Raw genomic sequence first — 25,176 nt, forward strand, 5'->3', positions numbered from 1 at the left:
CTATGCAACAGAGTGTTTTCAATGCAATTTTTAAGAATTTTTTAGGCTCGGCCCCACAGTGGTATAAATACACAATTATTGCTTTTTTAGCTATTAACCCTGTGTTGTTTCATATCAACCCTTACATGGCTGGTTGGGCATTAGTTTTAGAGTTTATCTTTACTCTCGCGATGGCGCTGAAATGTTACCCACTGCAACCCGGCGGTTTACTTGCGATTGAAGCACTATTCATAGGCATGACAACTGCAGGGCAAGTAGAGCATGAAATTGTTCAAAATGTAGATGTAATCTTACTGCTGATCTTTATGGTCGCAGGTATCTACTTTATGAAAGATTTACTGCTCTATATTTTTACACGCCTAGTGGTGTCAGTTCGAAGTAAAACAGTACTTTCCTTGGCGTTTACTATTGCGGCGGCATTTCTTTCTGCATTTTTAGATGCACTTACAGTTATGGCGGTGGTTATAGCTGTCGCCATGGGCTTTTACAGTATTTACCATAAAGTCGCCTCTGGGAAAGATTCCACTAGCGAACATGATATTAACGATGATAATCAAGTACGCCCGGTTAATCGTCAGGAACTTGAAGAGTTTCGAGCTTTTTTGCGTAACTTATTAATGCATGCCTCGATAGGTACAGCCATTGGCGGAGTTTGTACTATGGTAGGTGAACCACAAAACCTCATTATTGCAGAACGAGCAAGCTGGCAATTTGGGGAATTTTTCTTGCGTATGCTACCGGTTACGATGCCTGTATTCATAGCTGGCATTATCACTACAATATTACTTGAAAAGACAAAAACGTTCGGATACGGCGCCAAATTACCAGAGACGATTCATCAAATACTAGCTGATCATGCAAAAGAGCTCGATAGCAAACGTACCAAACGCGATAAGGTTAATTTGATGTTTCAGTCATTAATTGCTGTATGGTTGATCATTGCATTAGCATTACACCTTGCCACTGTTGGCTTAATCGGCTTATCCGTCATTATTTTTGCAACTGCGTCCGCTGGTATAATTGAAGAGCACCAACTAGGAAAGGCTTTTGAAGAAGCACTGCCGTTTACTGCACTGTTATGTGTATTTTTCTCAATCGTTGCAGTCATTATTGACCAACACTTATTTACTCCTGTAATAACTTGGGTACTGACATTTGAAGGGCAATTACAGTTAGTTATGTTTTTTGTCGCAAATGGCCTACTCTCGATGGTCAGTGACAATGTCTTTGTTGGCACTGTTTATATTAATGAAGTGGCGGCAGCATTAAAAGCAGGGCAAATTAGCCGCGATCAATTTGATTTATTAGCGGTGGCAATTAATACCGGTACAAATTTACCAAGTGTTGCCACACCTAACGGTCAAGCTGCATTTTTATTCTTACTAACATCGACCCTTGCTCCCGTATTGCGATTATCCTACGGTCGTATGGTTTACATGGCACTCCCCTATACCATAGTGCTAACGGTTGTTGGCTTAGCAGGGACATATCTTGGCCTAAGTGAAATGACTGATTTATTCTATCAATGGGGCTGGATTGAGCACCATAGTGCAAGCTTACAAAGTATAGGAAGTTCTGGGCATTAAATAATCCAAACAGTAAATAAAGCTGCTTCGGCAGCTTTTTTATTGTTACAAATCATATTTATCCTTGCGCGTAGTTTAATGACTAAGTCATAATTCATCCACAAATTATAGACTGGATATTTTATGACTTGGTTAGCAAATTTAGCCCAACAACGCAGTGCTTGGTTACTACTCGCTTTTAGCGCTTTTATTTTTGAATTAATCGCATTGTATTTCCAATACCAAATGGGCTTAGAGCCATGCATTATGTGTATTTATCAACGTACTGCCATGCTAGGGTTACTAGCCGCAGGGTTAGTCGGCGCAGTCAGACCAACCAATTTAATTTGCCGTATAACAGCATTTTCAGCATGGGCAGTTGCTAGTATTTGGGGTTACTTAATTGCACGCCAACATATTGATATGCAAACGACAACCGATCCCTTTGCGTTTAGCTGCGAATTCGAGCCTAATTTTCCATTACCATTACATGAGTGGATGCCACATTTTTTTGCTGCGACAGGAGACTGTGGCAACATCGATTGGCAATTTGCAGGGTTAAGTATGCCAGCATGGATGGAGATCATTTTTGCGGTATTTACTCTGATACTGATAAGCGTTGTAGTAAGTCGTTTAATAATTAAAAAGTCGCTGTGATGATTGCATTATTTTCAAGTCAAGTAACGCAATTAAAATCGTTTAAAATACGTCAACGTCAGCAAATAATTGCGATTGCAGTGAGTATGTTAACTCCAATGCAAAAAATCAGTTTGCGTATTATAAAGCTGATTTTATTGATCCCAGTATTTCTATCATTAGCGTATATCGAAGGTTGGCTGTTACTTCCTGTATTACTGGTGGCTGGGTTAAGTTACCCGTTGTTAACCACCCCTGTTGAAATTCAATTCTCTAAACACTATTTGAGCAAGGCTATAAAGCAATTTGAACAGGGCGAATAATTCGCCCTGTAGTTTTTTAAAATGTAACTTTGCCATCCAGTTTAGCGACTAATTTATCGCCAACACCTTTCACCTGCGCTAGATCTGCAACAGACTTAAATTTGCCTTGCTCGGTACGGTAATCAACTATCGCTTGTGCTTTTGATTTACCAATACCTGGCAGCTGGGTAAGCTGCTCGACTGTTGCTTGATTAACATTGACTAACTGAACTTTACCCATACTTTCAGTAGCTTCGGTTTTAGTTACAGCAGCACCACTAGGCAATGATATAGCCAAGCCAAGCACTACGACTATTAAAGTTAAAAACTTCATGTTTCTCCTCCATGATGTCCATACGTGGACTCAATTAATAGTTGACTTTAATGCCTTCACTTTTGGACTACTTCCAAATAAAGTCATACTAAAAAAGTGCGACTATTTAAATAAAGTAAAGTTGTACCTCTTTGTCAAATCCTAATAGTAAAAAATAAAAATGTTCACTTGCAAAAAGACCAATAAACAATTACTGTACATAAAAACAGTAATCAATCAAGGTGAACTTGTTATTCACCAAGCAAATTGGCAGGAGAAATCATGGCTGTTGTTGTTAAATATGTTGTAGAGAGAAACGGAGTCGAGCGTATGACGTTTACTACTAAAAAAGAAGCTGACGCGTATGACAAAATGCTTGATATAGCAGAGTCGCTTGAGGTTATGCTTGAGAAAGTTGATGTACCACTAAGCGAACAACAAATCGAATCGCTCGCACTTGAGATTGCTAAAAGTAAAGACGACTTTATGAATGTACTTAAAGGCGGCAAAGAGGCAATACAGAAAGCACCAACGGCGAAAGTAAAAAAAGAAAATGTAGCGTCTATTAAAGCCAGCACTGATAAAGAAGCAAGCTAAAAAATCATAAGTTAACTAACTAAAAAAGGGCAATTAATTGCCCTTTTTTAGTTATAAAAATTACTACTCGTTATAGCCCTCGTTCAACTTCATCAAATAATTCGGTGATCTCTTTATTTGGTGGCGCTGTTGATAAGCTCACTGTAATGATTGCAATTGTTGCAAGTATAAAGCCCGGTATAATTTCATAAATGATACTGCTGAGACTCTCTCCATTTATGGTGATTGGCGCATATATCCAGATCAACACTGTCCCTGCACCCACAACCATACCACTGATCGCACCTTGTAGATTCATTCGCTTCCAATATAAACTAAGTAATACTAACGGGCCAAACGCAGCCCCAAAACCTGCCCACGCATTACTTACTAAATCTAAAATAGAACTGTCGCGGTCATAAGCCAAATAAATAGCAAATAATGCAACGAGTAGTACACTAATTCGACCAACTAAAACCAGCTCGGTTTGTGATGCATCACGGTTTAAATAAATTTTGTAGAAGTCTTCAGTCAAAGAGCTTGAACAAACCAATAACTGAGATGAAATAGTACTCATAATCGCAGCTAAAATAGCAGCAAGTAAAAAGCCGGCAATAAGTGGATGGAAAACCAATTCAGATAATACTAAAAATATCGTTTCTTTATCGTCAATCAACATTTGATTTTCGATCATGTAAGCAGCACCAAATAGTCCTGTTAACACTGCACCAATTGCTGATAAGGTCATCCACGACATACCAATACGACGCATAGTAGGCATATCTTTAACAGATCGTACTGACATAAAACGCACTATGATATGCGGTTGACCGAAATAACCTAAGCCCCATGCCATTGCAGAAATAATAGCGATGGTTGAACCGCCTGCAAACCAATCTAACATATTAAGAGAGTGGACTTCGCTCTCTTTCGGAGCGCTTAACAGCAAGTCATAACTGGCATTAGTAAGTGTGTCTAACACTGGCTGATCTAGCATCATATAAGTAACAATAGGTACAGCAAGTAGCGAGATGAACATGATGCAACCTTGCACAAAGTCAGTCAAACTCACAGCTAAGAAACCACCAAACAATGTATAAAGTACGACGACCCCGGTTGTCACATAAAGCCCCGTTTCGTAACTCATCTGAAATGAGTTTTCGAATAATTTACCGCCAGCGACAACGCCTGAAGAAGTATAAAGTGTGAAGAAAACGATGATCACGATTGCCGAAATTACACGTAATATATTTTTATTATCAGCAAAACGATTAGCAAAGTAATCAGGAATAGTAATCGAGTCATTCGCTTTCTCAGTATAGACACGCAGGCGTGGCGCTACTAAGAAGTAGTTTGCCCAAGCGCCAAGTACTAAGCCTATTGCAATCCAAACTTTACTTAAGCCAAATAGATACATAGCACCGGGTAAGCCCATAAGTAGCCAACCACTCATATCCGATGCACCGGCAGATAGAGCAGCTACAGCTGGTGATAAACTTCTGCCACCCAACATATAGCCCGACACATCGGCGGTAGACTGCTTATAAGCGTACAAGCCAATACCTAGCATTACGATAAAATACGCAGCTAAAGAAATAATCATTCCAGTTTCCAAACTCGCCTCCAACTCTGAAGTTAAAACCTGGCTTTTAATCCTAATAATGACTCATAAATCAATACTATATAAAGTCATTATTGGTGTAAAAACCAACCTAGAGCTTGACTATATCACGCAAAGGGTGAATAACTCCAATTACTAAGTTAACCTTACAATGATATAGGGTTAAGCGGTTTTACCTAATGGTTAATTATTTGACTATAGAACATGGTAATTAATACTTAATTACCCTAGGATTAGATCGATGATTTTGCAATTAATCAATACTATAGTATTGATATTTTAAATATAGTTAATGCTATTTATGTTGTTTTATCTTATATTGCCCAAGTAATCGCTTAACTGATGTGGACCCGCTGTTTATGTATTTTTATGCTGCACGCCAACCAATTTTAGATCGAAACAAACAACTTGTAGGATATGAGTTACTTTTTCGTGACGGCGTTGATAATGTATTCCCAGATATTGATGGTGACGAGGCAACTAGTCGGCTAATTGAAGGTAGTCAATTCAATTTTGGCTTAGAAGATCTCACCGATAATAAACCAGCGTATATCAACTTTACGCTTGAAACATTACAAAAAGGCTACCCAACCCTGCTTGGTAAAGATCAGATTGTTGTAGAAATACTCGAAACAATTCAACCAGGGAAACGCTTACTCGCGATCGTCAAAGACTTAAAACAAAAAGGTTATACGCTCGCCCTGGATGATTATATTCACCAGCCTGTATGGCGTCATTTTTATCCTTTTATTGATATTATTAAAATAGATTTTCTCAATTGTGAAGTTGACACTATCCACAGCATAATCGAAGAAATTAAACCTTATCCGCATATAAAATTATTAGCAGAAAAGGTAGAAACCTACGAAAAGTATCAATTAGCATTAGATCTTGGCTTTACTTACTTTCAAGGGTTTTTCTTTTCCAAACCAGAAATGGTGCAAAGTAAAACCTTGCCGCCATCAGAGATAGCTCTTGCCGAGCTGCTTTATGAGACATCCACTGTTGAAGTCAATTTAAAGAAAATTACCGACGTATTTGAGCGAGATGTAAACCTCTCTTATAAATTATTACGTTATAGTAATTCAGCGGCATTTAAGCGCAGAGCTGAGATCAGCACCATCAAACAAGCACTAATTGTGCTAGGTGCAGCAGAAATTAAAAAGTTTTTATCCTTGTTGTTTGCAGCTCAAGTTGCTGGTGATAAACCCGCAGAGTTAATACGCTTATCGTTAACTAGAGCACGCTTTACTGAGTTGCTAGCTATAAACCATAGTAAACTCAAAGATACGGGAATGGCTTTTTTAACCGGTATGATGTCACTAATGGATGCCATATTAGATGAAGATATGGAAAGCGTGATGAATAAGCTACCATTATCCAACGACATAAAGTTAGCATTATTAGAGGATCAAGGTTTACTGGCACAATATCTGCGCTTGGTAAAATTATACGAACAAGCCAATTGGCAAGGTGCAAACGCGATTAAAGATGAGCTTGGTCTTACAGCTGGTAAAGTGCCAGATGCATACCATGACGCAGTTAACTGGGCTAATGAACAAATGAAAGTACTGGCTGGGTAATAAATAACGCCGTAAAAACAATGCCAGCTTAGATGCTGGCATTGTTATTTAACCCGAAAATATAATATATTAAAGGCTTTCTAAAAAGTCTTCATCAAAATCTTCGGGCTCTTTTTCAACAGGTGGATTACCATCATACAGCTCATATAACTGACGTTGAAAGTAAATGTCTTTCATAAAAATATACGGATCGAGTGACTCATTCAATAAGCTTTCTTGTGGTATTAAAGAGGCTCGGGCTTCTACGGCCTTTAATGCAAACACCAATACAGTTTGTGGCGTGGTTAAGGCAATTTTCGGTAACACAAAGCTATCTACAACATCACCCGTCAAGTTACGCGCTGTTGACGGTCCCATTCCCGGTAGCATTAAATAGGCACCGTCACCTATTCCCCACACCCCCAGAGTTTGACCAAAGTCTTCATCAACAATATTCAAACCAAGCGATGTAGCAACATCAAATAAGCCAAAAATACCCACTGTTGAATTAACTAAAAAGCGCGCTAAACTAACCCCTGCGTTACCCGCTTTACCTTGTAACGTGGCATTAATTACATCAGTTGGTGCACTAATGTTACCAGTAAAATTGACGATACTACGGCGCACCGGTGTTGGCGTTACAGCCACATACCCTACCGCAACAGGGCGCAGAACATACGCATCAAGTACATCCATATTAAAATCATACATTGAACGATTAAATGATTGTAGTGGATCTCGCTCATCTATTTTTTCGTCAGGCACTTGTGCGCATCCTGCTAGCACCAATAGTCCAAACAAAACTAAACTCTGTCTTAACATCTTTTATCCTTAAGGTATTAATTCATTGATAAGTAAATCATAAGCCTTGGTTTGGCTACGTTCTAACACATCTGAACGCCCTTCCAACTCACCCGTTGAAGGCATTACTGATGCATCCTTTGAAATGCGTGCAGTTAAAATAATTTTATTAACGCTCGAAAGCGTTAAACCTGCAACCATAGCATTACTATCACTTAACTGTACTTCAATTGGAAAACTATAATCTGTTAATTTTACCACTGCGAGTGGCATTGGTGGACCATTGGCGGCTTTTGCAAAGACGAATAAGGTTCCTTGCGTTGGAAGCTTGTCAGTAAACTGTGGAGCAAGATTAACAGTGATTTTAATAGCGCTAGTTTGGACTGCGTTATTATCTTCGTCACTGCTCTGTTGAACTTGTTGTTGTGTATTTTCAGCAGAAATATTTTGTTCAATTTCAGTAATCCTCTGAGCAATCATGCCATAACGAGAGTCTTGTTCGTCCATACTATTTAAAAGTACTTCGAATGCTGATTTTGCTTGTAACCAATCGTGACGCTCGTAAGCAATTAATGCTAACAATGAAATAGCATCAAGGTTAGTTGGATCGTCTTTAAGTACTTTAGAGAGCATACCCGCAGCGCGCGTCATATTTGCCTCACTGCCTTCCAGTAATAGCACTTGGCTGTAACTGATAAGCACAGGCATATTGTCAGGATCCAGACGCAACACTTTATCAAATGACTGTTGTGCCATATCGTATTCATTCAATGACATAGCAACACGTCCTAACAGCATCCAGGCCACTTGATCATCACCACTTTGATCTAGTTTAGTGCGTAGCCCTAACGCAAACGCTTGTAATTCATTTTGGGTTAAAGGCTCGCCTTTTTGCATCACTGCACGTTCACCGTAGGCAGGTAAATTATCCATAGCGCTGTGCCAGTTCTGTAATTGCTGTTGTGAGCCAGTAGCAGTATAAAATATAGCCGTAAAAGCAATTAAAAATGCACTACCGGTTAACGCAAAGATACGGTTATTACCCTTACTCATCAGTGATTTTTCAGGTGATAACTCATTTAGTAAACGACGTTTGAGCTCAATCACAGACTCATCATGGTTAGCTTGATCAATACGTTGATTTGCTAAATCATTCGCCAGCTCACCAAGGCGCTGATGGTAAATGGCAATAAGCTCTGAATTAGCATTGTAAGTGAGACTTTGTATGCGCTCTTTACTCAAAAAAGGCAATGCCACAAACGCCACAGCTAATAAGGTTAATAATGCAAAAGAAACCCACATTAGTATCATTTAAATCTGCTCCTGACGTTCATTTTTCGCAATGAGCTTGGCTAATAACGCCTCATCTTGCTCACTCCATGTTTGCTTAACCGCAGCCTTACGTTGTCGAAAAATAATAAAACCAAAGCCAAATACCACAATCAAAATAGGTAATACCCATAACACTAATGTTGCTGGCGTAACCGGCGGATCGTAGTGAACAAAATAGCCATAGCGGTCAATCATATATTCAATCACATCGTCTTTCGATTTGCCTTCTTTGACTAACGCCAATACTTTTTCGCGTAAATCTTTTGCAACCACAGCATCTGAATCTGCGATATTTTGATTTTGGCATTTAGGGCAACGTAATTCTTTAGTTAACTCAGTAAATCGTTGCGCTTGTTCGTTGTTATCAAATTGGTACCGATCTTGCTCTGCCATAGCTATGCCACTAGCTAATATCATTAAAGCAATTATAAAATATTTCATGGCTGTAATTCCTGCATCAAGGGAGCAAATTTAGCACGCCAAACTCGTGGGTTTATATCGCCAGTATGGTGCAATAAAATGGTGCCTTTGCTATCCACTAAAAATGTTTCAGGTGCACCTGATACACCTAAATCAAGCGAAAGTGTACGATGTAAGTCAAGAATATTAAACTGATACGGATCACCTGCACGACTTAACATTGACGCCACTTCTTCACGAAGCGCTGACATATCAAATTCACCATCAAAGTCAGCATCGTAACTTTGCACATAGTAAAGCCCGACAATTTTAACGCCTTGCTCTCGCAATTGGGTTAAATAATCTAATTCAGCCAAACAGGTAGGACACCAAGTGCCCCACACATTGAGTAAATATACATCGCCTTTTAATTGGCCATCTTGCCAACGCTTTGAATCCTGCATTAAATCTGGTAAATCAAAAGCTGGCATCGGTTGACCTAACCGACCAGTTTGAATTTCTCTTGGGTTTGAAAACAAACCTTGAAATAAAAACACGCACACTAAAACAAACGCCAACAGAGGTATTAGCGCTAACAACTTGCGGTTCATACCAGCTTCTCCTGTGACTTATCGATGCTTTTCTTACTAGTGCGGTAACGTTTATCACCTAAAATCATAAAACCGGCAAGTGAGATCAACACACCACCAATCCACATCCAACGCACAAATGGCTTATGGTAGATACGCAGTGACCAACCACCGTTATTTAATTGCTCACCAAGGGCAAGGTATAAATCGCGGGTAAAGCCAGCATCAATTGCAGCCTCAGTCATAAATTGCATACCAATATCGTAACGGCGTTTTTCTGCATGCAGTATAGTAACTAGTTTATCATTTTTCAGGACACTCACTTCTCCAGCATGACCACTGTAGTTTGGTCCACGAATAGTGTTAACCCCTTCAAAGCGATACTGATATTGGTTTAACTGCACGATTTCGCCCGGCTTCATCGAAACATCACGTTCAACAGAGTACGCAGAAGTTAAAGTGACTCCTGCGATGACAAAGGCAATACCTACATGCCCTAGTACCATAGCCCAATAACTAAGTCCTAACCTTTTAAGGCCTTGGCTAAAGTTAGTTTGCACAGTAGCTTTAACATATAAATCAACACCGGTGGTGATCACAATCCATATCGCAAGCGTGGTCGCCAATAAAGTTAAAGGCGCTACGATGGCATAACTTGAATATAACCAAGTAGCACCGATTACTATGCTCATTAACGCTGAGACAAGGAGTTTATTTTGTAAAAAAGACCACTTGTTTTGCTTCCAACGTAACAGAGGGCCAATACCCATTAAGATGGCAAACGGCACCAAAATAATGGCAAACATTTTATTAAAGAATGGTTCGCCAATTGAAATACTGCCTAAGCCCATTTCTTTATGAACCATAGGTAATAAAGTACCTAGTAACACAATAAAAGTAGCAACCACTAAAAATATATTATTGAGCCATAATGCCACTTCACGTGATACCAGTTTATAGCGACCTTCGCTGCGTACTTGCGATACCCTAAATGCATATAACGTTAACGCACCGCCGACTACTATCGCTAAAAACGCTAAGATAAATAAACCACGATCGGGGTCGGTAGCAAATGCATGCACGGAGACAATAATGCCAGAGCGAACAATAAAGGTGCCCAGTAAACTTAATGAAAATGCAGCAATCGCAAGTAATACGGTCCATGATTTAAATACACCGCGTTTTTCAGTTACCGTCAATGAATGCAATAGCGCCGTAGCTACTAACCAAGGCATGAGCGATGCGTTTTCAACGGGATCCCAAAACCACCAGCCACCCCAGCCAAGCTCGGAATATGCCCACCAGCTTCCGATAGTGATACCTAATGTTAAAAATCCCCACGCAGTCATTGTCCACGGACGTGACCACTTAGCCCAAGTATTATCAAGTTTACCTGTTAATAATGCAGCAATTGCAAATGAAAAAGAGACCGATAGCCCAACATAACCCATATACAGTAAAGGAGGATGGATGATCATTCCGGGGTCTTGTAATAACGGATTAAGGTCGCGCCCTTCGACAGGAAAATACGGCAGTAATAATTCAAATGGGTTCGACATCCACAGAGTATAAAGCATAAAGCCAACCCCTAAAAAGCCTAACACACCTAATACACGTGCTCTTAATATCCAAGGTAATGAATTAGAGCGCAGTGCAACAACTGCAGTCCAACCAGCTTGCATAACTAACCATAATAAAATAGCGCCTTCATGGCCGCCCCAAGTTGAGGTGATTTTATAATACCAAGGCAAAGTACTACTTGAATGATACGCCACGTACGCGACGGTAAAATCATCAGTTAAACTTGCATAAATAAGGGCTGCGAATGACAACAGTACGAATACAAATTGGCCGATAGCTAATGAAGGAGCAGCACGCATTAACCGTAAATTACCAGTATGTGCGCCCCACAAAGGAAAAATACACAATAAAACACTTAGCACCATAGCCAGTGTTAGAGAAAAATAACCGATTTCTGGGATCATCTTAATTGCCACTTTCTAAGTTATATTTTGGTTTTTCGTGTTTGATCCCCTTCACCGCTTCCGCAACTTCGGCAGGCATATACTCTTCGTCATGCTTAGCCAATACCTCGAACGCTTCTATTACATTAGGTTCAATCAACACACCTTGAGCAACAATCCCTTGCCCCTCACGAAATAAGTCAGGCAAAATACCTTGGTATTTAATCGTTACTAAGGGGCCTGTATCAATCAAGGTAAAGCTTACTTGTAGGCTGGTTTCATCCCGAATCACTGATCCTGGAACTACCATACCGCCAATACGCAACTTTTGACCAATATGCGGCTTTTCTTTATCAGGGCCTTTCCCCTCGATTAACTCACTTGGTGTATAAAATAGATTAATATTTTCTTGCAGAGCATAAAGTACTAAACCAATGGCGGCACCAATACCAAATACAATAGCGACGACGCCAAGCAAACGTTTCTTACGTCTTGGGTTCATGCATGATTCTCCTGCTTAGCGTGTTTAATGCGAGCTTCTCGTTCAGCTTGTTGCTGCACAGAAGCCATAATACGCTTTGTATCATTCAAAGAGCTTACTAAAATACCTAACAAAATCAGTGCACATGAACCAAAAGAAAGCCACACATAAAAGCCGTAGCCGCCCATGGCAATAAAATCAGAAAAAGAATCAAACTGCATAACTAACCCCTATTCAACAACTGGCGCACCCAAGGACGATGCTTTTCACGTTGTAAAATTTCATTTTTAAGACGCATCAAAGTCACCATACCGACAAAGCCGGCAAACGCGACTATATTTACCATTAATGGCCAAAACATACTTGGATCAATAGCTTTCGTATCAAACTTGGTAATACTGGCACCTTGATGCAAGGTGTTCCACCACTCAACAGAAAAATGGATGATTGGTAGGTTAATTACCCCCACAATAGCCAAAATAGATGCAGCTCGACCTGCTGCTTTTTTATCTTCAAAGGCATGATATAAAGACAATACCCCTAAGTATAAAAATAATAGAATGAGCTCAGACGTGAGTCGTGCATCCCATACCCACCAGGCCCCCCACATAGGTTTACCCCAAGCGGCGCCAGTAATAAGTGCAATTGCAGTTACACATGCACCAACAGGTGCAATAGCAATTACTGCTAACTCTGCATTACGAAGTTGCCATACCAAAGCGATCACTGCAGCTATGGCCATTGATGAATAAGCACCCATCGATAAAATAGCTGATGGTACATGAATAAAGATAATGCGATAACTGTCTTTTTGCTGATAGTCGGCAGGCGCATAGGCTAACCCCCAGACCCAACCAATAAGCATACAGACAACCGTTATCACGGTAAAATAGGGCAGTAACGTATTGCATAATTGATATGCACGCTCTGCTTTGGCGTAGGGATGTAACCACTTCCACATATTAACTTACACTCACTTTCAATGCTGACGATATGGCGATTGGTGCGCTGATAATTGCAATGACGAGCATCGCACCAAGGATGGCAAGCTGCCCACTATAATCCAGTGACATTGTACTGGTATCGATAGCAGACGTTGCAAAAATTAATACGGGGATATACAAAGGCAGGACCAATAAACTCATCAAAATACCGCCTTTTTGTAATCCCACAGTAAGCCCAGCGCCAATAGCGCCGATAAAACTAAGTAATGGCGTACCCAAGAGCAAGGTAAGCACCGTTGCAATCAATGCTTGATTGTCTAAATTTAATAACAAGGCGAACAGCGGCGTCATCAACACCAACGGCAAGCCAGTAATGATCCAATGGGCAACAACTTTACCGAGCACCGTTAACGGTAGCGGGTACGATGAAGCAATCAATTGCTCTAAACTACCATCATGATAGTCATCACGAAATAGTTTATCTAAGCCTAACATGGTTGAAAGTAAAGCGGCGACCCAGATAATACCAGGTGCCATACGGCTAAGTAGACCGGGCTCAGGACCAATTGCTAACGGAAATAATGTAATAACAATCAAGAAGAACAAAATGGGGTTTACGATTTCAGCACGCTGGCGAAATGCCAGCTGTAAATCTTTCTTACAAACGGCACTAAATAGCTGCCAATATGAATGCTGGCGTAACATCAGTGTCGGTACTCCAAAGTCACTGTTTGTAACTCATTAAAATGCGTAGTTAAATCTTGATGGGTAGTTAATAAAATCGCCCCACCTTGTTCTAGATGGGCTAAAAACCGTTGCTGTAAAAATGCAACCCCGGATTTGTCTAAGGCTGTAAATGGTTCATCCAGAACCCATAACTTCGCATCATTAAGCCAGAGCCTAATCAGCGCAACACGACGTTGCTGACCGGCTGATAGAGTACGCACAGGTACATCTTCAAGACCAACTAAGCCAATTTTAGCTAATAATGAGTAAAGATCTTGCTCAGTATTGTAACCTTGAATTTGCAACCAAAACCGTAGGTTTTCAATCGCACTAAGTTGACTATTCACCCCGGTTTTATGACCGATAAATAACAACTGTCGGGCAAATTCATCATAGTTTTTAGCAATTGATTCACCTTGCCACATAACTTGTCCTTCATCGGGCGCAGAAAAACCCGCAATTATACGCAACAGTGATGTTTTACCAGCCCCATTTGGGCCTGCTAATTGCATGATTTGACCTGATTTCAAGCTGAAATTAAGATCCGCAAACAAACAACGCTCTTGCTTGATGCAGGTGACGGACTTAATGTGTAACAAGATGATGATTCTCTATACCCAAAATTAGGCGTTAGTCTATCATAATGATAGGGTAATACGAATAATGCTTTGCACCTATTAACGAAAACTTGATTTAAATTAATGAACAAACCTACACAGATAACATTAGCGAATTCGCTTCCTATAAGTCATTCGTCACACAATGGCGTTGCAAAGCAATTACCTGTTTTCAGCGAGCAAACACTCAGCGCTAAAAATATCGTATTCGCCAATGGCTCTGTGCAGATGGAAGTCTATATTGATAAGCATTGGCAAACATTGCGCTTAGCTACAACTGGCACTGAAACAAACACTCAAAAAATTGCCAGTGCCGATATTCAACTCAGTAATGATGGTAAACAACTCACTATTTTACCAAAACAAACTGAAATCAGCCTACGCCAAACAAACCAGCTGCAAAGTGTTTTGAATTTTATTAATAGTGGTGATCAGGTCGATAATAAACCATTGTCGTTGCAAATTATTTTACAACCTGCTGCAAAATTACTGTTAAACCAATTACACGCCAGTATTCCTATCAATAAAGAAGTCGCCCAACTACTGCACAGTGAACAAGGCCTAAAAGCAATAATTACTCCGAACCGCAATAATTTTACCTTAAGTGTTATTAATCGCTTTGCTGATACACTTCACCAACAGCCAATCAGTCAAGCAAAACTTGCTCTTTGGCTAAGTAAACAAGTGCCTAACGGGCAGCTACAGCTAGATAAAAACGCCGTAATACTGAGTTTTAATAACTATAATGGCAGTATTAAATTAGTACCTCAGCAGCCGTTACAGAGCCACAGTACACACTCAACTCAGCTTGGCGGAGTAATTCAAAAAGTACAATTAAATGCGCTTAATGAACAATTAATAATAAAAACGCAGCTACCAAAAATAGCCTTGCAGTTAAAAAATTCATTAGCCCATACTTTTAATTCACTGGTACAAAAAAGCCATGTACCAGGCCAGTTTAATACCCAAACAAGTGCAGCACCTAGTAGCCCCTCATTGGTCAGTAGCAGCCCAATAAGCTCGTGGTTACAAGACAGTTTTGCTGACTTAAAAACCCGAATAAGTGACGCAGTACGCTATTTTGAAAGCAAACCATTTAGTCAATTAGCAATGATCAGCAATAAATCAGCTGTAGCACAATCGCTAACACCAACACATCAAACTGCACAAACCTTATTACCCAAATCACTCCGGCAAATAAACCTTGTGGCAATGGCGACAAGCAACACCCAACCATTACTGGCAGATATCAGTCAAGGTACCGCGCTGCCAAAGCATTATCACCAGTCGCCTCCCCTGGTACAGTTATTTCAGCGATTAAAAGCCGGTTTAGCAAGTATTACAGAGCCTAATGTGGTTAAAAATAACAGTACTACTGCGGCGCCACTGAGCAACGATACAGATAGCCATCAGCAATTAAATAAACTAGCCGCCGCGATTCAATCCAGCAAGCAAACTGCAGTAGCGCAAAATAAAATACCGCAGGTTACTGCTAATCCAAAACAAACAGCCGCTGATATTCATGCTCAACCGACTCAACCGGCTCAGCTAAATAAAGAACCTATCACTAAAGCGCCGGCACGCAGTTCCGAACAAATTCTACCCAGCAAAATCAATAGTACAACTGTCAATGTCAGTGATAATAGCGCTGCAGCCAAAACAGTTATAGCCGATGCTCAGCAAAAATTAAAAACAACTCCACCGTTTGCTGCTGGGGTAGATACCAAAGTAGCATCTCTAACAGCACAGTTAAACAACGACAATCTAAAAGCAAGTACCCACTCACATATCGATGCACCATTAAAAGGGCCGATAACTAGCGCTTTGCCAGCCAGCCAGATTAGCTTGCCACTGGAAGCCAAATTATTGGCACCACTTTTAAAAACGCCTATCGAAAAGCCGCTGCCTAATTTTAAATCAGCAGCAAACTACGATAAACAGCATATCGCTTCACAAATTGATAAACTAGCAACGACCAAAGTGAGTGATAATGTCGATTTAAATCGGCTAGTCAATCAAGCTTTTAGCCGCATGATTGACAGCCAATCGTTGCAACCGTTAACCATTCAACGAGAAATACTCAGTGTTTTACGTCCAGAAAGCTTAACAAATAGTGCCCTGCAAAATAGTTTTAGCCAATCTGTTGAGCATTTGGCCGTGGCTATTTTAGCGGCTCCAAGCTTAGCAAATATCAGCGCATTGAATTTTAATAGTCAAAGCTCACTTGATGCTTTACTCCAAGTATTGGTGCCTAACTTTAAAGCAATTAACCCACAGAAACTGCAAGAACAATTACTACAGCCACAATCACAAGCATTAGCGGCTGAGCTGAGCCAAATAAAAACTGCAATTAGCCAAATTAACACGACCCCCATAAATCAGCAGCCTGATAATAATCCGTTAGTACAATTTTTACTGCCGATGCGACTGCCACCGGAAACCGCACAGACAGAAATTTCATTAGGGCAATATAAAAAACCAAGCCAAAATAAGCTCGAAGATAAAAATGTTTGGTTTGTGCGACTTAATTTTGATTACGCAGAGCTAGGCCAATTACAGATCACCGCTGAATTAATGGATAAAGCACTAGATTGTCAATTACTTGCCTCAAGCCAAGATATCACCGCAATGGCTCATCCACACCTTGAGAGTTTGCGCCATAAATTAACAGCTCATGGCTTACAAGTTGGTGAAATGAAGCTAAGCCAAGGTGCGCCGCAACACCAAGCTTTTTATCAGTCCCATGCCATTATTAATATTAAGGTTTAAACCATGAGTGAGATATCAAAACATAAGTCTGCAATTGGTTTAGTTTACGAAGCCGGTCGCACTCCTACAGTCAGTAGTAAAGGGTTTGGTGAGCTCGCAGAAGAGATCATTAAAGCCGCAGAAGAAAAAGGAATTTTGATCCACAAAGATGAAGCTTTGGCTAAAACGTTATCGCATTTAGAGCTTGGCGAAGAGATCCCAAGAGAACTGTATTATGTGATTGCCGAGCTGATTGCTTTTTCATATGTACTGCGGGGTAAATTTCCACCTGGCTGGCAAGACTTTCAAGGCAAGTTAAATATTCAGGCGTAAAAAATAAAAGGCGCTAATTAGCGCCCTTTTGATGATGTAACGACATTAATAGTTCGGCTTCGGCACGCGGAAGTTCACACTCTCGTATGATCTCTTCAATATCGGCACCTAGTTCAACCATTTTCACTGCTCGAGAATAAATTTTCGCATCAGGATCGTCATATTTTTGCGCATCTTGTAACTGCGCTAACTCTTGATTTCGCTGCTCTACAGCAACTAAGCGCTTACCAATACTTAGCATACCGGTGCGCATTTCTGCGACTTCACTGCGTAAAATACTGAGCTGTTGTTGAGTTTCTTGCAGTTGCAGTATTTTGCTTTTTAATGCTGCAGCGTACTTATTATTATTAATAAAAATTAGTCCCAGGCATACTAACACCAGTACAATTGAGACTCCAAGCAACGAGTATAACAACATAGTTTTTCCGTAAGCGTTATAAATCGCTCAACTCATCCCACTCTTCGTCATTTAGTAATTTATTTAAATCAACTAAAATCAATAATTCACCATCACGATTACTAACACCTTGAATAAACTTGGCACTTTCTTCAGTACCAATGTTTGGTGCACTATCAATTTCTGAGCTACGCAAATAAACCACTTCTGCTACACTGTCGGCTAAGATACCAATAACTTGCTCTTCAGCTTCAATAATTAATACTCGTGAATTGTCTGTTGCTTCTGCAGACATCAAACCAAATCGTGCACGCGTATCGATTACTGTTACAACATTGCCACGTAAATTAATAATCCCTAAAACATAGCTTGGAGCACCTGGTACTGGAGCAATCTCTGTGTAACGCAAAATTTCTTGCACTTGCATCACATTCACACCATAGGTTTCTGATTCAAGCTTAAAAGTTACCCACTGCAATACTTCATCATTGCCATCGGTATTTTTACTGCTTGATAATAATCTTTGTTCACTCATGTTATTACTCCAAATATCGTTACTGGTCGCGGCTATCTAAACCTTGCTCTAATAATTGACCTAAGCTTTGCACATCAATTAAGGCACACATTTTTTCTTTAATTACACCTGCAAGCCAAGGCCGCTTGCCACTTTTAGCTCGCCATTTTACATCTTCACTACGTAGTGTAATATTATTAACTAGCTTTTCAGCCAACAATCCCCATTGGCTATTACCTAAAGTAATTAAGTATTGGTAGTTTAATTTGTCTTCTAACTCTTGGGTATACTTTTCTGGCATCACCCAGCGAGCAGTATCGACTACATTAAGATTCTCATCACGATTTAGCATCACTCCTTTAAACCACTTGGGTTTACCAAAAAGCTGATTAACTTCACCTAATTGATGAATACCACCTAATGCTTTTAATGGTACAGCGAGAGTCAGCCCTGCCACTTCAAAGAATAACGCCTGAAACTCGCCGTCAAAATAATCTTCTTGACGCTGTACAGGAGTCTTGTCTTTAGCAATATTTAACTGTTCGCTCACTTTAGCTATATCTTTGATATTAGCTTGGATCTGTGGTTTCTCAAGGAGCGGTGTAATTTGCGCTGGTATTTCTTTCTCAAGGCTCGTCTTTGGCTCATCAAGTGCGTTTGGCTGCACAATCGTTTGCTGCGATGCCTTTAGTGGCATTTTATTGCTACTTTCTGTGGATGGAACTTGTTCGAGTAATTTTGCAACCGGGTGTAAGTCTGTTGACTCATCGTCTTCGCACAGTAAAGCCCCCAAGTACTGGGTCATTACTTTTTCATTAGCAAATAATTGCTTACTCATTCATTAACCTTGTTCAATCAAATAATCGAGTAATGCGCGATAAGCATAAACACCTCTTGAGCGTGGACAATACTGAATCGGTACTTGTTGAGCTAAACTTGCATCACGGAACTTAGTGTCTACGGGTATTACCCCTGGCCATACTTTTTCTTGGTACGTTTGCTGTAATGTCTTATATGCTTCAAGGGATGCATTTGTGCGCTTATCATACATTGTAGGGATAATGGTATATTGATACTGCTTTGATTGCGAGCTTTGCATTAATTCCATGGTCCGCATCATTCGGTCAAGCCCTTTGAGAGCTAAAAACTCAGTTTGTACTGGCACTAAAATGCGCTCACTTGCAGCCAATGCGTTAACCATTAAGACACCTAACACTGGCGGGCAATCTAAAATAGCATAATCATAATGCTCACTAATTTTTGCTAAGGCTTTTTTTAAGATAAGCCCCATTCCGGTCTTATTACCCATACTACGATCGAGTGTCGCTATAGCCATAGTTGCAGGAAGAATATCTAAGTTGTCTATGTTCGATGGACACAAAGCTTGCAATATTTCTTCACTTGCCATGGTGTTACCACGGGCAAATATATCATACACACTAACTTCTAAATCTTCTGAATCAATGCCAAAGTAATACGTTAAAGATGCATGAGGATCGGTATCAATCAGTAATACCCGCTTTCCTTGCAGCGCTAATATACCAGCTAAACTCACAGCCGTGGTCGTTTTCCCTACTCCGCCTTTTTGATTTGCTACCGTCCAAATTTTCACATCACACCTTATTTTTGTTCGTTGCGCGTTGTAATTCGTATACCACCGTGTGGGAGTTGGATCACTTTAATAGTGTTATCATCACTTGGCAACTCAATTGGCTGCTCAGCTTCAGTTTCTATTGCTGATTGCTCGATTGATACAATGGGCTTGGGTGGTAAACCATATTTTGATAATGCAACGACTACTTTACGATTTTCAGCACGCCCTTGCTCTGTATCATTATCAGAAAAAGGAGAATACTGACCGTAACCTTCGATGGCCATTCGCGCAGGGTTGATACCCAATGCATCAAGTTCGACTAAAATAGAAGTCGCTCTTGCAACAGATAGCTCCCAATTAGAACGAAACATTTCATTATGAATAGTTTCATTATCTGTATAACCACGTACCCTGACGTAGTTATCTACAGGAGCAATAATATCGTTCACTAATTTTATTACTGCTTTCGCGCGTTGATGCGCCACAGCACTGCCACTGGAAAATAACATTCCTGAGCTTAACTCAATAATCAACCAGTCTTGGTGTAACTCTAAACTTGCTTCGCCATCGCGTATTTCATCGATCAAAGCTGATTGTAATTTAGTTAATAAACTATCTAGCGGTTTACCTAAGTGTTTTTGTTTTATGTTACTGGTGTCGCTTTGGCCATCAAGTAACTGCGGGCCAACTTCTTGCTTTTGAATACTCTCACCAAACAACAGTTCTTTTTCTGGGCTTACTCTGTCGGTTAATAAACCAGTACCGGTCACACCTTGGCCTTCTTGGCTATACTGACGAGCTGACTTGTCAAAAACCTGCTCCAGCGAATCAGATAAAATTTGGAAGCTTTCTTCTTTATTAATCGCAATCGCATACATCACTACAAAGAATGCAAACATAATAGTCATGTAATCGGCGTACGACACTAGCCAACGTTCTGTATGCTGACTTTTGGTCGATGAGTGACGAAGTCGACGGCGCATCATAATAATTATTCTTGTAGCTGACTTGGACGCTCTACACGATACGCTTCAAGTTTCAGCTCAATATTGACAGGGCTATCACCTTGGCTCATTGCAATAATTCCTTCAGCTAATAACTCATGAAACAGCATCTTTTGTTCTACTTGTTGTTTTAGCTTATTAGCCATGGGTAAAAACAGTAAATTTGCTAAACCAACCCCATAGATGGTCGCGATAAAAGCCGTCGCAACCCCCGCACCTAACTTTTCAGGCTCAGTGATAAATGACATTGCTTGGATCAGACCAAGCACTGCACCTAATATACCGATAGTAGGACTGTAACCGCCCAACGCCTCGTACACCCGGCTGGCTTCAAGTAAACGTTCCCTTTCTAACAATAAATCAATTTCTAACGCATCTCTAAGTTTTTGCTCGCTGTTACCATCAATCAATAAACTCAGGCCTTTGGCAACGTACGGGTCTGGATGTGTTAATGCTACTTCTTCAAGCGCTAAATACCCTTCTTGGCGAGCTTTTTGTGACCAACTTTTAACTTGCTCAATTGCTCTGTCGATATCATGACTTGGAGGAAAAAACACCCAATGACTTATTCTTAAGACTTTATTAAACGTATGTGCCGGTGTTTGTAGCATTACAGCACCTAACGTACCACCCAATACAATAATTAGTGCTGGGCCATTAAATAAAGCACTTACAACCCCACCCTCTAGTGAGTAACCATAGCCAATCGCCAAAAGTGCAACGAACAGGCCTAGAAACGACAACTTATCCACAACCAATTTCTCGAACTAACCGATTAGCAACCTCTTCAAGTGCGATACTTGCCGACGATAGGCCAGCGTTAGCAACCGCCTGTGGCATACCATATACCACACTGGTTTTTTCATCTTGCGCCCAAATAGTGGCGCCGGCTTGTTTGAGCATTCTTGCACCATCTCGTCCATCAGCGCCCATGCCTGTAAGTACCACAGCTAACACATCACCTTGAAAAGATTTGGCTGTACTAGCAAAAGTAACGTCAACACTGGGCTTATTAAGTGATCCGCGCACTGTCGTCCTCAAAAACACGTAACGTGCGATTTCCACCTCGTCCCTCAACCAGCATCTGTTGACCACCTGGCGCTAGATAAGCGACGCCTGGCATTAATCGGTCGCCTTGTTGTGCTTCTTTTACTTTTATTTTGCACAAGCCATTTAAACGAGCGGCAAATGCTGGCGTAAACGCAGCTGGCATATGCTGTATTAACAAAATGGGATGTGGGAAATTGGCCGGCAACTTAGTCAAAATAGTTTGCAGTGCGACAGGCCCCCCTGTGGAGGTGCCTATTGCAACTATTTGATATTTCTTACCCGAAGCACGTGTATTAGCTGCAATGTTCGAAGCGGGCGCTGTGCTGCGGTTAAAACTTCTATCAGGTTGAGTTATCGCAGGTCGACTTGTTGTACCTGCAGAAACGGAAGGTATTGATGTCGGTGTCGGCCTACTGAAGCGTGATAGACGCTTGCGTCCAATTTCTTTTACTTTATTTTGTAATAACTTAATCGCATCTTCATTATTACGAGCAATGTCTTCAAATTTTTTCGGTAAAAAATCTAAAGCACCCGCATCAAGTGCGTCTAAGGTTGCTGTTGCGCCATCACGGGTCAAGGAAGAGAACATCAGAATTGGGGTTGGATTTGCTGCCATGATCTCTTTTACAGCACTAATACCATCAAGCACAGGCATTTCAACATCCATAGTGATTACATCTGGACGCAATTGATTTGTCTTGTCTACCGCTTCTCTGCCATTTACCGCAAAACCAATTACTTCAATATCCTTATCTTTCTCGAGTATTTCGCTCACCCTGCGGCGAAAGAAACTTGAATCATCAACAACTAAAACTTTAACTGCCATTGGCATACTCTATGTAAATTTTATCTGTGAGAGCCATATATAGCTCTCACAATAAGATAAGAATTGGACTAACCTGCGTAATGTTTTAACAGGTTTGGAACATCTAAGATTAGCGCTATACCACCGTCAGACGTGATCGTTGCACCTGCCATACCAGGTGTTCCTTGTAGTAAAGCATCAAGCGGTTTAATAACAACTTCTTCTTGACCAATCAATGAATCCACTACAAAACCAACTTGTTGCGTACCTATTTGTACAATTACAACATGGCCTTGAGCTTTGCGTAATGATCTGTCAGCACCTTTGACTAACCAATGTTCTAAATAAAACAACGGTCGTGCTTTCTTACGAACAATAATGGTTAATTGGCCATCAACTACATTCGTTTTAGTTAGATCTAGGTGGAATATTTCATTAACACCAGCCAGTGGTAATGCAAATGTTTGCTCACCGACAACCACCATCAATGTCGGCAAAATAGCCAACGTTAACGGAACTTTAATTTCTAGGATTGTACCTACACCTAGCTCAGATTGAATACTCACAGAACCATTTAGTTGGGTAATTTTGGTTTTCACCACATCCATACCCACACCACGACCCGAAATATCAGAGATCTGTTCTTTGGTGGAAAAGCCTGGTGCAAAAATAAGGTTATAGGCTTCTGTATCAGATAATCGAGCAGCTTGCTCGTGATCAAGCACCCCTTTATTGATAGCTATTTTTTTCAGCTTTTCGGGATCCATACCAGCACCATCATCTCGAATGGTAAGCAAAATATGATCACCTTCTTGCGATGCTGATAAAGTTACAGTCCCAGTCCTTGCTTTACCTGCCGCTTCACGCACATCAGGCATTTCAATACCGTGGTCTACAGAGTTACGCACCAAGTGGACTAAAGGATCTGCCAGTGCCTCAACTAAGTTTTTATCTAAATCAGTTTCTTCACCCACGAGCAATAAATTGATGTCTTTTTTCAAACTGCGGGCTAAATCACGTACTACGCGAGGGAAACGACCGAACACTTTCTTGATCGGTTGCATCCGCGTTTTCATCACCGCACCTTGCAAGTCCGCAGTTACTACATCAAGGTTTGAAATGGCTTTACCCATCGCTTCACTTTCAGTATTGGTTGCTAAACTGACTAAACGATTGCGAACCAATACCAGTTCACCGACCATATTCATTATTTGATCAAGGCGTTTTGTATCAACGCGCACAGTGGTATCAGCTTGTGGTGGAACTGATTTTTTCGCAACAGCTGTCGCTGGAGCTGGCTTTTCAGCCGCTTTCGCAGGCTCAGACACTGCTGGTTTAGGCGCAGGTTTAGCTGCGGCAACAGGTGCTGGGGGAGGGACTGGTTTTTGAGCGGGTGTTGGCTCAGTATCTGCAACTGCTTGTGGTGCACTCCCTTTGCCGTGCAATTCATCTAATAATGCTTCAAACTCATCATCGCTGATCTCGTCTGGACTATTACTTTTAGTTGGCTCTGATGACGCTTGGGGCGGTTTAGGCGCAGTATTTTCGGTGCTTGCAGTATCTTTATTACTGACCAAACCAAAGCTACCAACACCATGTAATTCATCTAATAAATTATCGAATTCGTCATCAGTAATATCACTATTTGATGACTCATTGCTAACTGTTACTGCTGGAGTTACAGGACTTTGTCCTTTTCCATGCAGCTCATCTAGCAAACTTTCAAATTCATCTTCTGATATATCATCGATTTGAACATCTTTTTTATCGCTATCAACTTGACCATCAAATAACAAGTCAAATGCAAATGGATCATCAGAATCATCTAAAATAGCATCAGCATCAACAACAGGAGTATCGTCTGCAGGCTCAGCAGCGCCAGTTAGTTCTTCAGCAGTTGGCGGCAATCCCAATTTATGTAAAACAGCCAGCAACTCTGGATTTGCAGGTTCTGGTTTTTCTCGGCTTTGGATGGTCGCAAACATTTCGTTGATAGTATCGAGCGCTTGCAAGATCACGTCCATCAGCTCAGAATTAACCTTACGAACACCTTGACGCAATAAATCGAAAACGTTTTCTGCACCGTGACAAGCGTCAACTAGCTCAGTCATGCTTAAAAAACCTGCGCCGCCTTTTACCGTATGAAAACCACGGAAAATTGCATTGAGTAATTCGGTATCATCTGGGTTATTTTCAAGCTCCACCAGCTGTTCTGACAAAAGCTCAAGAATTTCTCCAGCCTCTACTAGAAAATCTTGTAAAATATCTTCATCGACTTCAAAGCTCATGCAGTTCTCTCCTC

Annotated in this window: 26 protein-coding genes and 1 pseudogene; 7 read left to right on the top strand and 20 right to left on the bottom strand. The window is 40.7% G+C overall.

The genetic code is table 11. The annotated features are described in order from the left end of the window. Positions 1 to 2: 2 nt before the first annotated feature. The 3 genes from nhaB to PVK79_RS17605 all read left to right on the top strand — a co-directional run bounded on the left by nhaB (position 3) and on the right by PVK79_RS17605 (position 2,524). Complete coding sequence (gene nhaB, locus PVK79_RS17595; protein WP_145239277.1) at positions 3 to 1,586, top strand: sodium/proton antiporter NhaB; 1,584 nt, start codon at positions 3 to 5, stop codon at positions 1,584 to 1,586. 123 nt (positions 1,587 to 1,709) lie between these two features. Beyond that, entirely contained in the window at positions 1,710 to 2,222 is a 513-nt protein-coding gene (dsbB, locus tag PVK79_RS17600) for a disulfide bond formation protein DsbB (RefSeq protein ID WP_145239280.1), read from the top strand. Next, entirely contained in the window at positions 2,222 to 2,524 is a 303-nt protein-coding gene (locus PVK79_RS17605; RefSeq protein WP_145239283.1) for a DUF6170 family protein, read from the top strand. Before dsbB ends, PVK79_RS17605 begins: the two co-directional genes overlap by 1 nt. 16 nt (positions 2,525 to 2,540) lie before the next feature. On the opposite strand, the gene PVK79_RS17610 is transcribed toward PVK79_RS17605, so the two are convergent. Further along, positions 2,541 to 2,837, bottom strand: a complete 297-nt coding sequence (locus tag PVK79_RS17610; protein WP_257326268.1) for a ComEA family DNA-binding protein — start codon at positions 2,835 to 2,837, stop codon at positions 2,541 to 2,543. Between the two features lie 261 nt (positions 2,838 to 3,098). On the opposite strand from PVK79_RS17610, the gene PVK79_RS17615 reads away from it, so the two are divergent. After that, positions 3,099 to 3,413 carry a YebG family protein gene (locus PVK79_RS17615; RefSeq protein WP_145239289.1) on the top strand — a complete coding sequence of 105 codons (315 nt, stop codon included), beginning with the start codon at positions 3,099 to 3,101 and terminating at the stop codon, positions 3,411 to 3,413. A 70-nt stretch (positions 3,414 to 3,483) separates the two neighbouring features. Here PVK79_RS17615 and putP read toward each other — a convergent pair whose 3' ends face one another. After that, on the bottom strand, positions 3,484 to 4,995 hold the full coding sequence (gene putP, locus PVK79_RS17620) for a sodium/proline symporter PutP (RefSeq protein ID WP_145239292.1): 1,512 nt from the start codon (positions 4,993 to 4,995) through the stop codon (positions 3,484 to 3,486). 377 nt (positions 4,996 to 5,372) lie between these two features. Between putP and PVK79_RS17625 the strand changes: the two genes are divergently transcribed. After that, a complete protein-coding gene (locus PVK79_RS17625; RefSeq protein WP_145239295.1) occupies positions 5,373 to 6,596 on the top strand; it encodes an EAL and HDOD domain-containing protein in 1,224 nt (407 codons plus the stop codon). A gap of 69 nt (positions 6,597 to 6,665) precedes the next feature. Here the strand turns inward: PVK79_RS17625 and PVK79_RS17630 are convergent, their stop codons facing one another. Genes PVK79_RS17630 through ccmA form a run of 10 tightly spaced genes read right to left on the bottom strand, consistent with a single transcriptional unit; the run spans position 6,666 to position 14,411 of the window. Continuing rightward, positions 6,666 to 7,397 carry an MlaA family lipoprotein gene (locus PVK79_RS17630; RefSeq protein ID WP_257326269.1) on the bottom strand — a complete coding sequence of 244 codons (732 nt, stop codon included), beginning with the start codon at positions 7,395 to 7,397 and terminating at the stop codon, positions 6,666 to 6,668. Positions 7,398 to 7,406: 9 nt separating this feature from the next. Continuing rightward, the gene (ccmI, locus tag PVK79_RS17635) at positions 7,407 to 8,687 is read right to left on the bottom strand and encodes a c-type cytochrome biogenesis protein CcmI (protein WP_257326270.1); all 1,281 of its coding nucleotides are present in this window, start codon (positions 8,685 to 8,687) and stop codon (positions 7,407 to 7,409) included. Beyond that, positions 8,688 to 9,149 carry a cytochrome c-type biogenesis protein gene (locus PVK79_RS17640; RefSeq protein ID WP_145239304.1) on the bottom strand — a complete coding sequence of 154 codons (462 nt, stop codon included), beginning with the start codon at positions 9,147 to 9,149 and terminating at the stop codon, positions 8,688 to 8,690. Next, positions 9,146 to 9,718: a DsbE family thiol:disulfide interchange protein gene (locus PVK79_RS17645; protein WP_182759895.1), complete on the bottom strand. Its 573-nt coding sequence runs from the start codon at positions 9,716 to 9,718 to the stop codon at positions 9,146 to 9,148. The genes PVK79_RS17640 and PVK79_RS17645 overlap by 4 nt, the downstream gene beginning before the upstream one ends. After that, positions 9,715 to 11,682, bottom strand: coding sequence for a heme lyase CcmF/NrfE family subunit (locus tag PVK79_RS17650; protein ID WP_182731016.1), 1,968 nt, complete (start codon positions 11,680 to 11,682; stop codon positions 9,715 to 9,717). Before PVK79_RS17650 ends, PVK79_RS17645 begins: the two co-directional genes overlap by 4 nt. Before the next feature lies 1 nt (position 11,683). After that, positions 11,684 to 12,163, bottom strand: coding sequence for a cytochrome c maturation protein CcmE (gene ccmE / locus PVK79_RS17655; protein ID WP_145239314.1), 480 nt, complete (start codon positions 12,161 to 12,163; stop codon positions 11,684 to 11,686). Next, positions 12,160 to 12,363 (bottom strand): heme exporter protein CcmD, encoded by a 204-nt coding sequence (gene ccmD / locus PVK79_RS17660; protein ID WP_145239317.1) that lies wholly within the window; start codon positions 12,361 to 12,363, stop codon positions 12,160 to 12,162. The genes ccmE and ccmD overlap by 4 nt, the downstream gene beginning before the upstream one ends. 2 nt (positions 12,364 to 12,365) lie before the next feature. Then, positions 12,366 to 13,103, bottom strand: coding sequence for a heme ABC transporter permease (locus tag PVK79_RS17665; protein WP_145239320.1), 738 nt, complete (start codon positions 13,101 to 13,103; stop codon positions 12,366 to 12,368). A 1-nt stretch (position 13,104) separates the two neighbouring features. Next, a complete protein-coding gene (gene ccmB / locus PVK79_RS17670) occupies positions 13,105 to 13,791 on the bottom strand; it encodes a heme exporter protein CcmB (RefSeq protein ID WP_145239323.1) in 687 nt (228 codons plus the stop codon). Further along, positions 13,791 to 14,411 (bottom strand): cytochrome c biogenesis heme-transporting ATPase CcmA, encoded by a 621-nt coding sequence (gene ccmA, locus PVK79_RS17675; RefSeq protein ID WP_145239326.1) that lies wholly within the window; start codon positions 14,409 to 14,411, stop codon positions 13,791 to 13,793. Before ccmA ends, ccmB begins: the two co-directional genes overlap by 1 nt. Positions 14,412 to 14,513: 102 nt before the next feature. Between ccmA and fliK the strand changes: the two genes are divergently transcribed. Then, a complete protein-coding gene (fliK, locus tag PVK79_RS17680; RefSeq protein ID WP_257326271.1) occupies positions 14,514 to 17,198 on the top strand; it encodes a flagellar hook-length control protein FliK in 2,685 nt (894 codons plus the stop codon). 3 nt (positions 17,199 to 17,201) lie between these two features. Then, entirely contained in the window at positions 17,202 to 17,510 is a 309-nt protein-coding gene (locus PVK79_RS17685) for an EscU/YscU/HrcU family type III secretion system export apparatus switch protein (protein WP_182731015.1), read from the top strand. A 13-nt stretch (positions 17,511 to 17,523) separates the two neighbouring features. Here PVK79_RS17685 and PVK79_RS17690 read toward each other — a convergent pair whose 3' ends face one another. The 8 genes and pseudogenes from PVK79_RS17690 to PVK79_RS17725 form a co-directional block, all read right to left on the bottom strand. Next, complete coding sequence (locus tag PVK79_RS17690) at positions 17,524 to 17,928, bottom strand: DUF2802 domain-containing protein (RefSeq protein ID WP_145239332.1); 405 nt, start codon at positions 17,926 to 17,928, stop codon at positions 17,524 to 17,526. A 16-nt stretch (positions 17,929 to 17,944) separates the two neighbouring features. Beyond that, positions 17,945 to 18,442 (bottom strand): chemotaxis protein CheW, encoded by a 498-nt coding sequence (locus tag PVK79_RS17695; protein ID WP_145239335.1) that lies wholly within the window; start codon positions 18,440 to 18,442, stop codon positions 17,945 to 17,947. A gap of 19 nt (positions 18,443 to 18,461) precedes the next feature. Next, the gene (locus tag PVK79_RS17700) at positions 18,462 to 19,259 is read right to left on the bottom strand and encodes a chemotaxis protein CheW (protein WP_145239338.1); all 798 of its coding nucleotides are present in this window, start codon (positions 19,257 to 19,259) and stop codon (positions 18,462 to 18,464) included. A gap of 3 nt (positions 19,260 to 19,262) precedes the next feature. Further along, positions 19,263 to 20,033, bottom strand: a complete 771-nt coding sequence (locus PVK79_RS17705) for a ParA family protein (protein WP_145239342.1) — start codon at positions 20,031 to 20,033, stop codon at positions 19,263 to 19,265. An 8-nt stretch (positions 20,034 to 20,041) separates the two neighbouring features. After that, entirely contained in the window at positions 20,042 to 21,001 is a 960-nt protein-coding gene (locus PVK79_RS17710; RefSeq protein WP_145239345.1) for a flagellar motor protein MotB, read from the bottom strand. Between the two features lie 5 nt (positions 21,002 to 21,006). Further along, entirely contained in the window at positions 21,007 to 21,771 is a 765-nt protein-coding gene (locus PVK79_RS17715) for a flagellar motor protein (RefSeq protein ID WP_145239348.1), read from the bottom strand. Continuing rightward, positions 21,764 to 22,895: pseudogene (locus tag PVK79_RS17720) on the bottom strand (protein-glutamate methylesterase/protein-glutamine glutaminase). Before PVK79_RS17720 ends, PVK79_RS17715 begins: the two are co-directional and overlap by 8 nt. Positions 22,896 to 22,963: 68 nt before the next feature. Further along, positions 22,964 to 25,162 (bottom strand): chemotaxis protein CheA, encoded by a 2,199-nt coding sequence (locus PVK79_RS17725; RefSeq protein WP_182778307.1) that lies wholly within the window; start codon positions 25,160 to 25,162, stop codon positions 22,964 to 22,966. Positions 25,163 to 25,176: the final 14 nt, after the last annotated feature.

Source organism: Pseudoalteromonas rhizosphaerae (assembly GCF_028885455.1).
Taxonomy (GTDB): domain Bacteria; phylum Pseudomonadota; class Gammaproteobacteria; order Enterobacterales; family Alteromonadaceae; genus Pseudoalteromonas; species Pseudoalteromonas rhizosphaerae.

Excerpts from the sequence above, each read along its gene's own strand:
- nhaB (WP_145239277.1), top strand. The coding sequence starts at position 3 with ATGCAACAGAGTGTTTTCAATGCAATTTTTAAGAATTTTTTAGGCTCG.
- dsbB (WP_145239280.1), top strand. The coding sequence starts at position 1,710 with ATGACTTGGTTAGCAAATTTAGCCCAACAACGCAGTGCTTGGTTACTA.
- PVK79_RS17605 (WP_145239283.1), top strand. The coding sequence starts at position 2,222 with ATGATTGCATTATTTTCAAGTCAAGTAACGCAATTAAAATCGTTTAAA.
- PVK79_RS17610 (WP_257326268.1), bottom strand. The coding sequence starts at position 2,837 with ATGAAGTTTTTAACTTTAATAGTCGTAGTGCTTGGCTTGGCTATATCA.
- PVK79_RS17615 (WP_145239289.1), top strand. The coding sequence starts at position 3,099 with ATGGCTGTTGTTGTTAAATATGTTGTAGAGAGAAACGGAGTCGAGCGT.
- putP (WP_145239292.1), bottom strand. The coding sequence starts at position 4,995 with ATGATTATTTCTTTAGCTGCGTATTTTATCGTAATGCTAGGTATTGGC.
- PVK79_RS17625 (WP_145239295.1), top strand. The coding sequence starts at position 5,373 with ATGTATTTTTATGCTGCACGCCAACCAATTTTAGATCGAAACAAACAA.
- PVK79_RS17630 (WP_257326269.1), bottom strand. The coding sequence starts at position 7,397 with ATGTTAAGACAGAGTTTAGTTTTGTTTGGACTATTGGTGCTAGCAGGA.
- ccmI (WP_257326270.1), bottom strand. The coding sequence starts at position 8,687 with ATGATACTAATGTGGGTTTCTTTTGCATTATTAACCTTATTAGCTGTG.
- PVK79_RS17640 (WP_145239304.1), bottom strand. The coding sequence starts at position 9,149 with ATGAAATATTTTATAATTGCTTTAATGATATTAGCTAGTGGCATAGCT.
- PVK79_RS17645 (WP_182759895.1), bottom strand. The coding sequence starts at position 9,718 with ATGAACCGCAAGTTGTTAGCGCTAATACCTCTGTTGGCGTTTGTTTTA.
- PVK79_RS17650 (WP_182731016.1), bottom strand. The coding sequence starts at position 11,682 with ATGATCCCAGAAATCGGTTATTTTTCTCTAACACTGGCTATGGTGCTA.
- ccmE (WP_145239314.1), bottom strand. The coding sequence starts at position 12,163 with ATGAACCCAAGACGTAAGAAACGTTTGCTTGGCGTCGTCGCTATTGTA.
- ccmD (WP_145239317.1), bottom strand. The coding sequence starts at position 12,363 with ATGCAGTTTGATTCTTTTTCTGATTTTATTGCCATGGGCGGCTACGGC.
- PVK79_RS17665 (WP_145239320.1), bottom strand. The coding sequence starts at position 13,103 with ATGTGGAAGTGGTTACATCCCTACGCCAAAGCAGAGCGTGCATATCAA.
- ccmB (WP_145239323.1), bottom strand. The coding sequence starts at position 13,791 with ATGTTACGCCAGCATTCATATTGGCAGCTATTTAGTGCCGTTTGTAAG.
- fliK (WP_257326271.1), top strand. The coding sequence starts at position 14,514 with ATGAACAAACCTACACAGATAACATTAGCGAATTCGCTTCCTATAAGT.
- PVK79_RS17685 (WP_182731015.1), top strand. The coding sequence starts at position 17,202 with ATGAGTGAGATATCAAAACATAAGTCTGCAATTGGTTTAGTTTACGAA.
- PVK79_RS17690 (WP_145239332.1), bottom strand. The coding sequence starts at position 17,928 with ATGTTGTTATACTCGTTGCTTGGAGTCTCAATTGTACTGGTGTTAGTA.
- PVK79_RS17695 (WP_145239335.1), bottom strand. The coding sequence starts at position 18,442 with ATGAGTGAACAAAGATTATTATCAAGCAGTAAAAATACCGATGGCAAT.
- PVK79_RS17700 (WP_145239338.1), bottom strand. The coding sequence starts at position 19,259 with ATGAGTAAGCAATTATTTGCTAATGAAAAAGTAATGACCCAGTACTTG.
- PVK79_RS17710 (WP_145239345.1), bottom strand. The coding sequence starts at position 21,001 with ATGATGCGCCGTCGACTTCGTCACTCATCGACCAAAAGTCAGCATACA.
- PVK79_RS17725 (WP_182778307.1), bottom strand. The coding sequence starts at position 25,162 with ATGAGCTTTGAAGTCGATGAAGATATTTTACAAGATTTTCTAGTAGAG.